General features: G+C 72.5%; 12 protein-coding genes and 1 riboswitch. Of the genes, 11 read left to right on the top strand and 1 reads right to left on the bottom strand.

Annotation, left to right across the window (positions count from 1 at the left end):
- Positions 1–76: 76 nt before the first annotated feature.
- The 8 genes from hpnC to AB5J51_RS09120 all read left to right on the top strand — a co-directional run bounded on the left by hpnC (position 77) and on the right by AB5J51_RS09120 (position 9,816).
- Positions 77–1,006: a squalene synthase HpnC gene (hpnC, locus tag AB5J51_RS09155; protein WP_369780237.1), complete on the top strand. Its 930-nt coding sequence runs from the start codon at positions 77–79 to the stop codon at positions 1,004–1,006.
- Positions 1,003–1,974 (top strand): presqualene diphosphate synthase HpnD, encoded by a 972-nt coding sequence (gene hpnD, locus AB5J51_RS09150; RefSeq protein WP_369777403.1) that lies wholly within the window; start codon positions 1,003–1,005, stop codon positions 1,972–1,974. Before hpnC ends, hpnD begins: the two co-directional genes overlap by 4 nt.
- Before the next feature lie 106 nt (positions 1,975–2,080).
- Positions 2,081–3,460 carry a hydroxysqualene dehydroxylase HpnE gene (gene hpnE, locus AB5J51_RS09145; protein ID WP_053788632.1) on the top strand — a complete coding sequence of 460 codons (1,380 nt, stop codon included), beginning with the start codon at positions 2,081–2,083 and terminating at the stop codon, positions 3,458–3,460.
- A 50-nt stretch (positions 3,461–3,510) separates the two neighbouring features.
- On the top strand, positions 3,511–4,611 hold the full coding sequence (locus tag AB5J51_RS09140) for a polyprenyl synthetase family protein (protein WP_369777402.1): 1,101 nt from the start codon (positions 3,511–3,513) through the stop codon (positions 4,609–4,611).
- Between the two features lie 117 nt (positions 4,612–4,728).
- Complete coding sequence (shc, locus tag AB5J51_RS09135) at positions 4,729–6,687, top strand: squalene--hopene cyclase (RefSeq protein WP_369777401.1); 1,959 nt, start codon at positions 4,729–4,731, stop codon at positions 6,685–6,687.
- The gene (locus tag AB5J51_RS09130) at positions 6,687–7,403 is read left to right on the top strand and encodes a 1-hydroxy-2-methyl-2-butenyl 4-diphosphate reductase (RefSeq protein ID WP_369777400.1); all 717 of its coding nucleotides are present in this window, start codon (positions 6,687–6,689) and stop codon (positions 7,401–7,403) included. Before shc ends, AB5J51_RS09130 begins: the two co-directional genes overlap by 1 nt.
- A gap of 5 nt (positions 7,404–7,408) precedes the next feature.
- Positions 7,409–8,437, top strand: a complete 1,029-nt coding sequence (hpnH, locus tag AB5J51_RS09125) for an adenosyl-hopene transferase HpnH (protein WP_053788630.1) — start codon at positions 7,409–7,411, stop codon at positions 8,435–8,437.
- A complete protein-coding gene (locus AB5J51_RS09120) occupies positions 8,434–9,816 on the top strand; it encodes an aspartate aminotransferase family protein (protein ID WP_369777399.1) in 1,383 nt (460 codons plus the stop codon). The genes hpnH and AB5J51_RS09120 overlap by 4 nt, the downstream gene beginning before the upstream one ends.
- Positions 9,817–9,844: 28 nt before the next feature.
- On the opposite strand, the gene AB5J51_RS09115 is transcribed toward AB5J51_RS09120, so the two are convergent.
- Positions 9,845–10,663, bottom strand: a complete 819-nt coding sequence (locus AB5J51_RS09115; RefSeq protein ID WP_168724391.1) for a tyrosine-protein phosphatase — start codon at positions 10,661–10,663, stop codon at positions 9,845–9,847.
- A gap of 278 nt (positions 10,664–10,941) precedes the next feature.
- Positions 10,942–11,149, top strand: a riboswitch (cyclic di-AMP (ydaO/yuaA leader).
- Positions 11,150–11,153: 4 nt separating this feature from the next.
- Here AB5J51_RS09115 and AB5J51_RS09110 point away from each other — a divergent pair.
- The 3 genes from AB5J51_RS09110 (at position 11,154) to AB5J51_RS09100 (ending at position 14,558) form a co-directional block, all read left to right on the top strand.
- Positions 11,154–12,152, top strand: coding sequence for a peptidoglycan DD-metalloendopeptidase family protein (locus AB5J51_RS09110; protein ID WP_369777398.1), 999 nt, complete (start codon positions 11,154–11,156; stop codon positions 12,150–12,152).
- Positions 12,153–12,320: 168 nt separating this feature from the next.
- Entirely contained in the window at positions 12,321–13,106 is a 786-nt protein-coding gene (locus AB5J51_RS09105) for an SGNH/GDSL hydrolase family protein (protein ID WP_030297484.1), read from the top strand.
- Between the two features lie 210 nt (positions 13,107–13,316).
- On the top strand, positions 13,317–14,558 hold the full coding sequence (locus tag AB5J51_RS09100; protein WP_136226709.1) for an MBL fold metallo-hydrolase: 1,242 nt from the start codon (positions 13,317–13,319) through the stop codon (positions 14,556–14,558).
- Positions 14,559–14,677: the final 119 nt, after the last annotated feature.

Below are 14,677 nucleotides of genomic sequence, written 5' to 3'. Positions count from 1 at the left end.
CTACGGGAATTCTCCGGCCCCCAGGCATTACGGCCGTCTCCCGCGCGGGCGGCGGGCGGTGACCCCCGGGCACGGTATCCGGCCACGGCGGGACGCGGCCCCCACAGCCCTCGACGCCCACGCGCGCGCCACACTCGGCAAGGCACGGACGGAGAACTTCCCCGTCGCCCCGTCCTTCCTCCCGCGCGCCTGGCGCGACGGCCTGACGGCGGTGTACGGGTACGCCCGCCTGGTCGACGACATCGGCGACGGCGACCTCGCCCCCGGCGGCCACGACGCCGCGCTCCTCGGCCTCGACCCGGCCGCGGCGGACGACCGGCTCGCGATGCTCGACGCCTTCGAGGCGGACCTGCGGCGCGTCTTCGGCGGCTCCGACGGCCCGCCGCGCCACCCCCTGCTGCAGGGCCTGCGGCCCGTGGTACGCGCCCACGGCCTCACCCCGGAGCCCTTCCTCGGGCTCATCGAGGCCAACCGCCAGGACCAGCGCGTCACGCGCTACGAGACGTACGGCGACCTGCTCGCGTACTGCGAGCTCTCCGCGAACCCCGTCGGCCGCCTCGTGCTGTCCCTCACCGGCACCAGCACCCCCGAGCGGATCCGTCGCTCCGACGCGATCTGCACCGCCCTGCAGATCGTCGAACACGTACAGGACGTCGCCGAAGACCTCGGCCGGGGCAGGATCTACCTCCCGGCCGAGGACATGCGCCGCTTCCACGTGGCCGAGGCCGACCTCAAGGCCCACCACGCCGGGGCGTCCGTACGGTCCCTGGTCGCGTTCGAAGCCGAACGCGCCCTCGGCCTCCTGAATGAAGGCACCCCGCTCGTGGGTAGCGTGCACGGCAGGCTCCGGCTGTTGCTCGCGGGCTTCGTGGGAGGAGGGCGCGCCGCCCTGCGAGCCGTCACCGCCGCCGGCTTCGACGTACTCCCCGGCCCGCCCAAGTCCACCAGGAGCGGCCTGCTCCGCGAGGTGGCCGCCGTCCTGCGCCAAGCGCCGAGAAAGGGGTGAGCCCGACCGTGGAGGGTTCCGCACACACGTCCGCACCGTCCGCACCGGTCCTGGCGGCCTACAGCTACTGCGAGGCCGTCACCGGTTCGCAGGCGCGCAACTTCGCGTACGGCATCCGGCTGCTGCCCTCCGACAAGCGGCAGGCGATGTCCGCGCTCTACGCCTTCTCCCGGCGGGTCGACGACATCGGCGACGGCACGCTGGCCCCCGAGGCCAAGCTCGTCCGGCTCGGGGAGACCCGCGCGCTGCTCGGCCGGATCCGGGCCGAGGAGATCGGCGAGGACGACACCGACCCGGTCGCCGTCGCCCTCGCCCACGCGGCACGCCGCTTCCCGATCCCGCTCGGCGGCCTCGACGAGCTCATCGACGGCGTCCTGATGGACGTCCGCGGCGAGACGTACGAGACCTGGGACGACCTCAAGGCCTACTGCCGTTGCGTGGCCGGAGCCATCGGGCGGCTCTCGCTCGGCGTGTTCGGCACGGTGGACACCGGAGGCCTCGGCGCAGCCGACGCGGCGCGCGCCGACGAGTACGCCGACACCCTCGGCCTCGCCCTCCAGCTCACCAACATCCTGCGCGACGTCCGCGAGGACGCCGCCAACGGGCGCACCTACCTGCCCGCCGAGGACCTCGCCAAGTTCGGCTGCTCGGACGGGTTCGGGAGCGACCGGATGCCCGCCGGGGCCGACTTCCCCGGCCTCGTCCACCACGAAGTCCGGCGCGCCCGCGCCCTGTTCGTCGAGGGCTACCGGCTGCTGCCCATGCTCGACCGGCGCAGCGGCGCCTGCGTCGCCGCCATGGCCGGCATCTACCGGCGCCTCCTCGACCGGATCGAGCGGGAGCCCGAGGCGGTGCTCCGCGGCCGCGTCTCGCTGCCCACGCACGAGAAGGCGTACGTCGCCGTGCGCGGCCTGTCCGGCCTCGACGCGCGGACCATCTCGCGCCAGAGCACGCGGAGGCGCGCGTGACCCGGCCGATGCCCTCGCCCGCCGCGCCCGTCGCGGACGCAACCCCCGTCCGGGCGGCCGCGTCCCTCCGGGCGGGCACCGCAGGCCACGACACCGGGGAGGGCTCATGAACGGCAGCGACAACCGCGCCGTCGTCATCGGAGGCGGCCTCGCCGGAGTGACGGCAGCCCTCGAACTCGCCGACGCGGGAGTGCAGGTCACCCTGCTCGAAGGCCGGCCGCGGCTCGGCGGGCTCGCGTTCTCCTTCAAGCGCGGCGAGCTCACCGTCGACAACGGCCAGCACGTCTACCTGCGCTGCTGCACCGCCTACCGGTGGTTCCTCGACCGCGTCGAGGGCGCCGCCCTCGCACCGCTGCAGAACCGGCTCGACGTACCCGTGCTCGACGTCGCCCACCCCGGCGGACCGCGCCTGGGCCGGCTGCGCCGCGCCGCCCTGCCCGTACCCCTGCACCTGGCGGGCTCCCTGGCCCGCTACCCGCACCTCTCGCTCGCCGAGCGCGTGAGCGTCGGCCGCGCCGCCCTCGCGCTGCGCCGGCTCGACCCCGCCGACCCGGCGCTGGACGGCCTGGACTTCGCGACCTGGCTCGGCCGGTACGGCCAGAGCCCGCGCACCATCGAGGCCCTGTGGGACCTCGTCGGCATCGCCACGCTCAACGCCACCGCCGACCGGTCCTCGCTGGGCCTGGCCGCCATGGTCTTCAAGACCGGCCTGCTCTCCGAGAACGGCGCCGCCGACATCGGCTGGGCGTCGGTCCCGCTCGGCGACCTGCACGACACCCTCGCCCGCAAGCAGCTCGACGCCGCCGGCGTACGCACCGAACTGCGCACCCGCGTGACCGCCATCTCCCGTACGCAGGACGGGAACTGGCGCGTCGACACCGAGGGCGAGTCCCTCGACGCGGGCACCGTCGTCCTCGCCGTCCCGCAGCGCGAGGCCCACGGACTGCTGCCGCCCGGCGCGCTCGCCGACCCGGACAAGCTCCTCGACATCGGCACCGCGCCCATCCTCAACGTCCACGTCGTCTACGACCGCAAGGTGCTCAAGCAGCCCTTCTTCGCCGCGCTCGGCTCCCCGGTCCAGTGGGTCTTCGACCGGACCGACGCCTCCGGGCTGCCCGACGGCGGCCAGTACCTGGCCCTGTCCCAGTCGGCCGCCCAGGACGACATCGACGAGCCCGTCTCGGTGCTGCGCACCAAGTACCTGCCCGAGCTGGAACGGCTGCTGCCGGCCGCGCGGGGCGCCAAGGTACGGGACTTCTTCGTCACCCGGGAGCGGACGGCCACGTTCGCCCCCACCCCCGGCGTCGGCCGGCTGCGCCCCGGTGCGCGGACCGACACGCCGGGCCTCTACCTCGCCGGTGCGTGGACCGCCACCGGTTGGCCCGCGACCATGGAGGGCGCTGTCCGCAGTGGACTGAGCGCGGCGCACGCCGCGCTCGCCGCACTCGGCCGCCACCGGGAGCACCCCCTGCAGGAGGCGGCATGACGACCACCAGCACGACCCCAGCAGCACGTACAGGAACCAGAGGAGAGCCAGTGAACCCGGGGAACCCGGCTGTCGAGAACACGGATGCCGGCAACGGCGCAGCCGGAGGGGGCGTGGAGAAGGCGGACACGCTCGCACTCCTGGAGCGCGGCCGCGCGCTGTCGACCCCCGTGCTCCGCGCCGCGGTCGACCGGCTCGCGGCGCCCATGGACACCGTCGCCGCGTACCACTTCGGCTGGATCGACGCCCAGGGCAACGCGGCCGACGGCGACGGCGGCAAGGCCGTCCGCCCCGCCCTCGCGCTGCTCTCCGCCGAGGCCGCGGGAGCCGCGGCCGAGGTCGGCATCCCCGGCGCGGTCGCCGTCGAGCTCGTCCACAACTTCTCGCTGCTGCACGACGACCTGATGGACGGTGACGAGCAGCGCCGCCACCGCGACACGGTGTGGAAGGTGCACGGCCCGGCCCTCGCGATCCTGGTCGGCGACGCGCTGTTCGCCCTCGCCAACGAGGTCCTGCTGGAACTCGGCACCGTCGAGGCGGGCCGCGCCGCGCGCCGGCTGACCACCGCCAGCCGCAAGCTCATCGACGGCCAGGCCCAGGACATCTCCTACGAGCACCGCGAGCGCGTCAGCGTCGAGGAGTGCCTGGAGATGGAGGGCAACAAGACCGGCGCCCTGCTCGCCTGCGCGGTCTCCATCGGCGCCGTCCTCGGCGGCGCCGACGACCGTACGGCCGACAAGCTGGAGGAGTACGGCTACCACCTCGGCCTCGCCTTCCAGGCCGTCGACGACCTCCTCGGCATCTGGGGCGACCCGGAGGCCACCGGCAAGCAGACCTGGAGCGACCTGCGCCAGCGCAAGAAGTCCCTGCCGGTCGTCGCCGCCCTGGCCGCGGGCGGACCCGCGTGCGAGGAGCTCGCGAAGCTGCTCGCCGCCGACGCCAAGAGCAACGATTTCGAGAACTTCTCGGAGGAGGAGTTCGCGGCCCGCGCCGCGCTCATCGAGGCCGCGGGCGGGCGCGAGTGGACCGCCGAGGAGGCCCGCCGCCAGCACGCGATCGCCATCCGCGCGCTGGACGACGTGGACATGCCGCAGCGGGTGCGCGAACAGCTCGTCGCCCTCGCCGACTTCGTCGTCGTGCGCAAGAGGTGATCGCCACCCGAGCAGGGATATGACTCGCGAGTCGCCGGCCGGCGCCAGCTGACAGCAGCGCCCGGCCGACGGCATACCCCAGCACAGCAGAGGACAACTGCCACGTAAGGGGAAGCCATGACAGCGACGACCGACGGCGCCGGTACCCCCGGCGCCGACCCGGGTTCCACCACGCCGGACACGGTGCAAGGTGCGCAGGAGGCCGCTGCGCGGGCCACCCGGCACCTGCTGGCGCGCCAGGACGCGGCCGGGTGGTGGAAGGGCGACCTGGAGACCAACGTCACCATGGACGCCGAGGACCTGCTGCTGCGGCAGTTCCTCGGGATCCGCGACGAGGCGACCACACAGGCCGCCGCCCTCTTCATCCGGGGCGAGCAGCGCGAGGACGGCACCTGGGCCACCTTCCACGGCGGACCGCCCGAACTCTCCGCCACCATCGAGGCGTACGTCGCCCTGCGGCTCGCCGGCGATGCGCCCGACGCCCCGCACATGGCCCGCGCCTCGGCCTGGGTCCGGGCCCACGGCGGGATCGCCGCCGCCCGCGTCTTCACCCGGATCTGGCTGGCCCTGTTCGGCTGGTGGAGCTGGGACCACCTGCCCGAACTCCCGCCCGAGCTGGTCTTCCTGCCGCCGTGGGTGCCGCTGAACATCTACGACTTCGGCTGCTGGGCCCGCCAGACCATCGTGCCGCTGACCGTGGTCTCCGCCAAGCGCCCCGTCCGCCCCGCCCCGTTCGCCCTCGACGAGCTGCACACCGATGCGCGCCGGCCGTATCCCCCCGTCAACCGTCCGGCCCCGCTGGTGAGTTGGGAGGGCCTGTTCCAGCGGATGGACAAGGCCCTGCACGTCTACCGGCGGTTCGCCCCGCGCCGGCTGCGCAAGGCCGCGATGGACACCGCCGCCCGCTGGATCATCGAACGCCAGGAGAGCGACGGCTGCTGGGGCGGGATCCAGCCGCCCGCCGTGTACTCCGTCATCGCCCTGCACCTGCTCGGCTACGACCTCGCGCACCCGGTGATGCGGGCCGGCCTGGAGTCCCTGGACCGGTTCGCGGTGTGGCGTGAGGACGGCGCCCGGATGGTCGAAGCCTGCCAGTCCCCGGTCTGGGACACCTGCCTCGCCGCCATCGCCCTGGCCGACGCGGGCCTCGCGCCCGACCACCCCGCCCTGGTGAAGGCCGCCGACTGGATGCTCGGCGAGGAGATCGTCCGCACCGGCGACTGGGCGGTCCGCAGGCCCGGACTCGCCCCCGGCGGCTGGGCGTTCGAGTTCCACAACGACACCTACCCCGACATCGACGACACCGCCGAGGTGGTCCTCGCCCTGCGCCGGATCCGGCACCCGGAGCCGGCCAGGGTGGAGGCGGCCATCGCCCGCGGGGTCTCCTGGAACCTGGGCATGCAGTCCGGGAACGGGGCCTGGGGCGCCTTCGACGCCGACAACACCAGTCCCTTCCCGAACCGGCTGCCGTTCTGCGACTTCGGCGAGGTCATCGACCCGCCGTCGGCGGACGTCACCGCCCACGTGGTGGAGATGCTCGCCGTCGAGGGCAAGGCCGCCGATCCGCGGACCCGGCGCGGCATCGCCTGGCTGCTCGCCGAACAGGAGCCCGGCGGCGCCTGGTTCGGCCGCTGGGGCACCAATTACGTGTACGGCACCGGGTCGGTGGTCCCGGCCCTGACGGCCGCGGGCTTCGCCCCGGGGCATCCCGCGATCCGGCGGGCCGTGCGCTGGCTGGAATCCGTACAGAACGAGGACGGCGGGTGGGGCGAGGACCAGCGCTCCTACAAGGACCCGGAGTGGGCCGGGAAGGGGGCCTCGACCGCTTCGCAGACCGCCTGGGCGCTCATGGCGCTGCTCTCGGCGGGGGAGCGGCACGGCAAGGCCGTCGAGCGCGGCATCGGGTACCTGGTGGAGACCCAGCGGGAGGACGGCTCCTGGGACGAGCCGTACTTCACCGGCACCGGCTTCCCCTGGGACTTCTCCATCAACTACCACCTGTACCGGCAGGTGTTCCCGCTCACCGCGCTCGGCCGCTACCTGTACGGAGAACCCTTCGCGCCCGGGGAGGCCTGATGGCCTCCGCCGACCGGGCCGACGGGCCGCTCGACCCCGAGCCCCCGCCCGAGCCGCCGCCCGCAGAGCCGCCCGCCCCGCTGCTGGTCGCCTGCGCGCTGCGCATCGAGCAGGCGGCGCTGCGCAGCGGCGGCGGCCGCGGGGCGGCCCGCCCCGAACCGGGCTACGACGTGCTGCGTACGGGCATGGGCCCGCGCGCCGCCGAGCGGGCCGTCGGCCGGGCCCTCGCCGAGCCGGGGCTGCGCCGGGCCCCCGTCCTCGCCACCGGGTTCTGCGCCGGGCTGGTCCCCGGCATGAGCCCCGGCGACCTGGTCGTCGCCGAGGAGACCCGGGATCCGCGGGGCACCGTCGGCTGCGCCGGCACCGCCCTGCTCGCCGAGGCACTGGCCCGGGCCGTTCCCGGCCGGACCGTGCACACCGGCGCACTGACCGGATCCGACCATGTCGTCCGCGGCCAGGAACGCGCCCAGCTGCGCGCAACCGGCGCCGTCGCGGTCGACATGGAGTCCGCGGCCACCCTGTGGACGGCCACCCGGGCCGCCGAAGATGGCTGGAACCGTCCGGTTGCGGCCGTCCGGGTGATCGTGGACGCTCCGGAGCATGAGCTCGTCCGTATCGGCACGTTCCGCGGTGGAATATCGGCCTTCCGCGTACTGCGTGCCCTACTGCCCGCGTTTCATGACTGGCACCGTTCTTTGCTGCTCCCCAGGAGGTGAGCCAGATGGCCATGCCACTGCGACAGTCCATCAGGGTCGGGACGTATCTTCTCGAACAGAAGCTCCGCAAGCGTGAGAAGTTCCCGCTGATCGTCGAGCTGGAACCGCTCTACGCCTGCAACCTGGCCTGTGAGGGGTGCGGGAAGATCCAGCACCCGGCCGGCGTGCTCAAGCAGCGCATGCCGGTCGCCCAGGCCGTCGGCGCCGTCCTGGAGTCGGGCGCGCCCATGGTGTCCATCGCGGGCGGCGAGCCCCTGATGCACCCGCAGATCCACGAGATCGTGCGGCAGTTGGTGGCCAAGCGGAAGTACGTTTTCCTGTGCACCAACGCGATGCTGCTGCGCAAGAAGATCGAGAAGTTCACCCCGTCCCCGTACTTCGCCTTCGCCGTGCACATCGACGGGCTGCGCGAACGGCACGACGAGTCGGTCGCCAAGGAAGGCGTCTTCGACGAGGCGGTCGCCGCCATCAAGGAGGCGAAGCGCCGCGGGTTCCGGGTCACCACCAACTCCACCTTCTTCAACACCGACACTCCGCAGACGATCATCGAGGTGCTCAACTACCTCAATGACGACCTCAAGGTCGACGAAATGATGATCTCGCCCGCCTACGCCTACGAAAAGGCCCCCGACCAGGAGCACTTCCTGGGCGTCGAACAGACCAGGGAACTCTTCAAGAAGGCATTCGCCGGCGGAAACCGGGGGCGCTGGCGGCTCAACCACTCCCCGCTCTTCCTCGACTTCCTGGAAGGCAAGGTCGATTTCCCCTGCACCGCCTGGGCCATTCCCAATTACTCCCTCTTCGGCTGGCAGCGCCCCTGCTACCTGATGAGCGACGGCTACGTGCCGACGTACCGGGAACTGGTCGAGGAGACCGACTGGAGCAAGTACGGCCGCGGAAAGGACCCGCGCTGCGCGAATTGCATGGCGCACTGCGGCTACGAGCCCACCGCCGTCCTCGCCACCATGGGCTCCCTGAAGGAATCCCTGCGTGCGGCCCGGGAGACCGTCTCGGGGAACCGGGAGAAGAAGTGACCGGGTTCGACCTCCGCGCCCTGCTGGACCAGCGGGGCGGGGAACGGTACGAGCTGCACACCAAGCACCTCAACCACCAGCTGCCGCGGATGCTGCACACGATCGGCTTCGACAAGGTCTACGTACGGGCCGAGGGCGCGCACTTCTGGGACGCCGACGGGAACGACTACCTGGACATGCTGGCCGGGTTCGGCGTCATGGGCCTGGGCCGCCACCACCCGGTGGTCCGCCAGGCCCTGCACGACGTCCTGGACGCGCAGCTCGCCGACCTGACCCGGTTCGACTGCCAGCCGCTGCCGGGGCTGCTGGCGGAGAAGCTGCTCTCGTACAGCCCGCACCTGGACCGGGTCTTCTTCGGCAACAGCGGCACCGAGGCCGTGGAGACCGCCCTGAAGTTCGCCCGGTACGCCACCGGGCGACCGAGGGTCCTCTACTGCGACCACGCCTTCCACGGGCTGACCGCGGGTTCGCTCTCGGTCAACGGGGAGGGCGGGTTCCGCGACGGCTTCGCGCCGTTGCTGCCCGATACGAAGATCGCGCTGGGGGACCTGGCCGCCCTGGAGCGGGAGCTGAAGCGGGGCGACGTCGCCGCCTTCGTCGTCGAGCCGATCCAGGGCAAGGGCGTGCTCGCGGCCCCGCCCGGGTTCCTGCTCGCGGCGCAGGAGCTGCTGCACCGGCACAAGGCGCTGCTGATCGCGGACGAGGTGCAGACGGGGCTCGGCCGGACGGGAGATTTCTACGCGTACCAGAACGAGCCGGGCGTGGAGCCGGACCTGGTGTGCGTGGCCAAGGCCCTCTCGGGCGGCTATGTGCCGGTCGGTGCGACCCTGGGCAAGGAATGGATCTTCAGGAAGGTCTATTCGTCCATGGACCGGGTACTGGTGCACTCCGCCAGCTTCGGGTCCAACGCGCAGGCGATGGCCGCCGGGCTGGCGGTGCTCTCCGTCATGGAGGACGAGTCGGTGGTCGTCAACGCCCGCGCGATGGGCGACCGGCTGCGCGGGCGGCTCGCGGCGCTCGTGGACGAGTACGAGCTGCTCCACGAGGTACGGGGGCGCGGCCTGATGATCGGCATCGAGTTCGGGCGGCCGTCCTCGCTGGGGCTGCGCAGCCGGTGGACCATGCTCCAGGCGGCCCGCAAGGGGCTCTTCGCGCAGATGGTCGTGGTGCCGCTGCTGCAGAAGCACCGGATCCTGACGCAGGTGTCCGGCGACCATCTGGAGGTCATCAAGCTCATCCCGCCGCTGATCGTGGACGAGGGTGACGTCGACCGGTTCGTCGGCGCCTTCCGCGCGGTCATGGACGAGGCGCACGGCGGGGGCGCCCTGATGTGGGACTTCGGCAGGACGCTGGTGAAGCAGGCCGTCGCCGGCGGCTGACGGCCTGCTCCACGGCCGGTTCGGGCCGTCAGTCGAGCAGCTGCTCCCGCAGCCGGCCGAGGGTCTCGGACGAGAGTCCGAGGCCCTCGGCGAGGTACCGGTCGACCCCGCCCCAGTGCGCGTCGATGGTGTCGAAGGCGGCCGTGAGGTACTCGGCGCGGGCGTCGAAGAGCGGGGCGAGCAGCTCCATCACCTCGGGGGAACGGGCCTCGGGGGTGTCGCCGGTCCGGCGCACCCGGTAGCGGCGGTGCGGAGCGTTGGACTCCAGGTAGTCCGCCACGATCGCCTCGCGCTCGACGCCCAGCGCGAGCAGGGTGACGGCGATCGAGAGGCCGGCCCGGTCCTTGCCGGCCGCGCAGTGCATGAGCGCCGGAATGCTGTCCTCGGCGAGGGCGTGCACGACCCGGCCGTGCTCGGCGGTGCGGTGCTCGACCATCGAGCGGTACGAGTTGGTCATCCGGGCGGCGGCCTTCCCCTCGCCCAGGATTCCCCGGAGCTGCTCGAGGTTGCCGGCCCGAACCATCTTCCAGAATTCTTTCCCGTCGGCCGGATCCGACAGCGGGATGTTGACGTTCCGCACGCCGGGAAGCTCGACGTCGAGTCCCTCCAGGGCGTGGTCGGCGCCGTTGCGGAAGTCGAAAATCGTGTGGAGGCCGAGCGATGCGAGGAATTCTGCATCGGTTTCGGTGGCATGTGCCAGATGTCCGCTACGGAACAGTTTTCCCGGCTTGACCCTCCGCCCGTCGATGGTCGGCAAGCCGCCCACGTCGCGGAAGTTGCGCACTCCGGCCAGCTCGGGCTCCGGTACGGGCTCCGTCCGCGGGAACTGGGGTATCTGCTGGGTCACGGGAACTCCTCCGCGTCGTCGTGGGATGTCCGAATTACGCTGCTTGGGAGCAACTTGCCATAGCTGGATGCGAGATCGGGCGCAGCCCCGTGAGCCAGATCATACGGTGACCGTGAGTGCCTGATCGCCGAAGTCGAATGGCCCGGCCGGAGCGGTTGTTGGCGGCCGGTAATGGACGCAGGGTGACCGGAATTCCCTCGAACTCCCCGGTCTGTGAATCCGTGGGGAAATTCGTGGCTTGTTCGGGATGGCTCAACTCGATTACCTTCGCGATCGATCCGGATGGACCGCCGAATCCTGCCGCCGTCCGGAAACCGCACCCGACTATTCACGCGCGCGGCAGGAGCGGGGGAACCAGGTAAGCCGCTGTTCCCGATCTTTGTATCGGCGCAGCTCGGGGTGAAGCCGTGCATGTTCCGTTCATGTGCTGCCGGACATCTCCAGTCCGAACCCGACAGCTCACCTCGCAGGCGACGGAGAGGAATTCGCCATGCCTGCAAAGGGTAAGCACCGCCGTCCCAAGTCCCGTTCCGTGGCGCGCGGCTTCGCCGTCGCAGGCACCGGCGGTGCGGCCCTCGCGCTGCCGCTGCTGGGCGCCGCCGGGGCTCAGGCGGCCGGCGCCCCGGCCGCCGCCCCCGCCTCGGCTCCCGTGCAGGCACCGCAGGTTTCGGCGGCGCTGCAGGCCGCGCCCGCTGCCGCCGCGCAGTCCGCGCCGGCCGTCTACACCGTCGTGCCCGGCGACTACCTCTCCAAGATCGCCCACGACCGCCACCTCCCGGGCGGCTGGCAGCAGCTGTACGCCGACAACCGCGAGGCCGTGGGCACCGACCCGTCGCTGATCCACCCCGGGCTGAAGCTGACCCTCGGTGCGCGGGGCGAGGCGGCGCCGGCCGCGCAGGCTCCGGCCCGGGAGTCCGCCCCGGCCCCGGCGAAGAAGTCCTCGGCCCCGGACTCGGCCTCGTCCTCCGCCGGCAAGGGCTCCGCGGACGCCGCACCGGCCCCCGCCGCCCCCGCGGCCGCGGCCGCCGCCGCACCCGCCAAGAAGAGCACGGCCGCCGGGTCCGCCGCCGGTACGGTCACGGCCGCCGGCTTCGTCGCCCCCGTCGGCGGCGGGATATCGACCCAGTACAAGACCCCCGGCGCCATGTGGTCCAGCGGCTACCACACCGGTGTCGACTTCATCGCGAGCTCCGGCACCACCGTCCGGGCCGTGGGTGCGGGCACCGTGGTCTCCGCCGGCTGGGCCGGCGCGTACGGCAACGAGGTCGTCATCCGGCACGCGGACGGCAAGTACTCCCAGTACGGCCACCTGTCCCAGCTCTCCGTCTCGGCCGGCCAGAGCGTCACCGCCGGCCAGACCATCGGCCTCTCCGGCTCCACCGGCAACTCGACCGGCCCGCACCTGCACTTCGAGATCCGCACCGGCCCGTCCTACGGCTCGGACATCGACCCGCTGGCCTACCTCCGCACCAAGGGTGTGAGCATCTGACGGCTCCCGCCGTCGGAGAGAGGCAGCCGGACTCGTGAGGCCGGGACCCGAGGGGGGTCCCGGCCTCACGCTTTGCTATTCCGCACCGACCAGGTGGTATAGATCACGGTCCGTCAACCCCTTCCTACGATGGCGTAGGTCACGCCCTGGGGTGAAGGATGTGTTCTCGTGGCAGCGACGAAGACGACACTCAAGACCATCGGCTCGTACGCGGCGATCGGGGACAGCTTCACCGAGGGTGTGGGGGACCCGGGGCCCGGCGAGACCTTTCTCGGCTGGGCGGACCGGCTGGCCGTACTCCTGGCCGATCAGCGCGAGGAACACGAATTCCGGTACGCGAACCTGGCCGTGCGGGGGCGCCTCCTCGACCAGATCGTGGCCGAACAGGTCCCGCGGGCCAAGGAGCTCGCACCGGACCTGGTGAGCTTCTGCGCCGGCGGCAACGACATCATCCGGCCCGGCAGTGACCCCGACGACGTGGCGGAGCGGTTCGAGGCGGCCGTCGCCGACCTCACGGGAGCCGTCGGCCACGTCATGATCACCACCGGCTTCGACACCCGCGGCGTGCCGGTCCTCAAGCACCTCCGGGGCAAGGTGGCCACGTACAGCGCCCATGTGCGCGCCATCGCCGACCGCTACGACTGCCCGGTGCTCGACCTCTGGTCGCTGAAGTCCGTACAGGACCGGCGCGCTTGGGACGACGACCGGCTGCACCTCTCGCCCGAGGGGCACACCCGGGTCGCGCTGCGCGCCGCCCAGGTGCTGGGGCTCGAGGTGCCGGCCGACCCCGACCAGCCGTGGCCGCCGCAACAGCCGCGCGGCTCCGTGGACGTGACGCGGGACAACATCCAGTGGGCGCGGGAGCATCTGGTGCCGTGGATCGGGCGGCGACTGCGCGGGGAGTCCTCCGGGGACCACGTGGAGGCCAAGCGTCCGGACCTGCTGCCGCTCTAGGCTCCAGAGCGGTGCGGGAGGGGCGGAGCAGTGGAAAAGGGGCAGGGGCGGAACAGGGGAGAGGGAGGGGCGGGAGGACCGGGTAGGAGGAGGGGAACGCGCGGCGGAATCCTTCGGGGCCGGTGCGCGTTGGCATGGTGATAGACCGGAAACCAGTACGGCCTCTCTCAGGCCGTCCGCCCCATCCGCCCCACCCTCCCAGGAGGCGCCTTGACCGGCTCCCGTCCCCTGCGTCCACGGCTGCGCGCCCTGCGGCCCGAAGCCTTCGGCGCGGATGCGTCCGGCGCACGCCTGGAGCGGATCCACCGCTCGCCGAACTTCGCCGACGGTGTCTTCCAGAACCCGGTCGGGGCCCGGACCAGGCCCTCCGGCTCCATGCTGGAGTTCGCCAAGATCTACTTCCGCAAGGAGCAGCGGATCCGGCGGAACCCCGGAGCTCCCATCCCGGTCTACCCGACGACCCTCGCCGAGCTGGCGAAGCCGCCGGTCAGCGGGCTGCGCCTGACCTGGATGGGGCACTCCGGCGTACTCGCGGAGATCGACGGGCGCCGGGTGCTGTTCGACCCGGTCTGGGGTGAGCGGTGCTCGCCCTTCCCGTTCGCCGGGCCCAAGCGGCTGCACCCCGTACCCGTACCGCTGGCCTCGCTGGGGCCGGTCGACGTCGTGGTGATCTCGCACGACCACTACGACCACCTCGACCTGCCGACCATCAAGGAGCTGGCCGGTACGGACACCGTCTTCGCCGTCCCGCTCGGCGTCGGCGCCCACCTGGAGCGCTGGGGGGTGTCGCCGGACCGGCTGCGCGAGCTCGACTGGAACGAGAGCACCAAGGTCGCGGGGCTCTCGCTGACGGCCACCCCGGCCCGGCACTTCTGCGGGCGAGGTCTGCGCAACCAGCAGAACACCCTGTGGGCCTCGTGGGTCGTCGCGGGCGACGAGCACCGGATCTTCCACAGCGGCGACACCGGCTACTTCCCCGGGTTCGGGGAGATCGGCGCCGAGCACGGCCCCTTCGACGCCACGATGATCCAGATCGGGGCCTACTCGGAATACTGGCCCGACATCCACATGACCCCCGAGGAGGGCATGCGCGCCCACCTCGACCTCCAGGGCGGGATCCCGCACGGCACGATGCTGCCGATCCACTGGGGCACCTTCAACCTGGCCCCGCATCCGTGGGACGAGCCCGGCGAGGGCACCGTGGCCGCGGCCGAGGCCATGGGGGCGGCGATCGCGCTGCCGATCCCGGGCCAGCCGTTCGAGCCGGGCGCGGCCGGTGTACCCGCCGAACCGTGGTGGCGGCCCTTCGTCCTCGGCGCATCGCCGGCCGGGCCGGTCGACGGTCCTGCGGCCATGCCCCGGCTCGAGGCGGGGGGAGCGACAGCGGCAGCCGCACGGGTGACATCGGCGGCGGTCGACGGCCAGGAGAAGCCGGAGTCCGTCGGCTCGTAACGAACCACATCGAGCGGTGGCACGGCCGTCGCGGAGGACAGCGGGGTGGTGCGTCGCAGGCGGTGGTCGGGAACGTGCGCCCCCGGCGGATTCGGGCTGTCGTACGAGCGCTCCATCGG

This window comes from Streptomyces sp. R33 (assembly GCF_041200175.1).
In the GTDB taxonomy this organism is placed as follows: Bacteria; Actinomycetota; Actinomycetes; order Streptomycetales; family Streptomycetaceae; genus Streptomyces; species Streptomyces katrae_B.
This window is presented reverse-complemented; position numbering and strand designations above follow the sequence as displayed.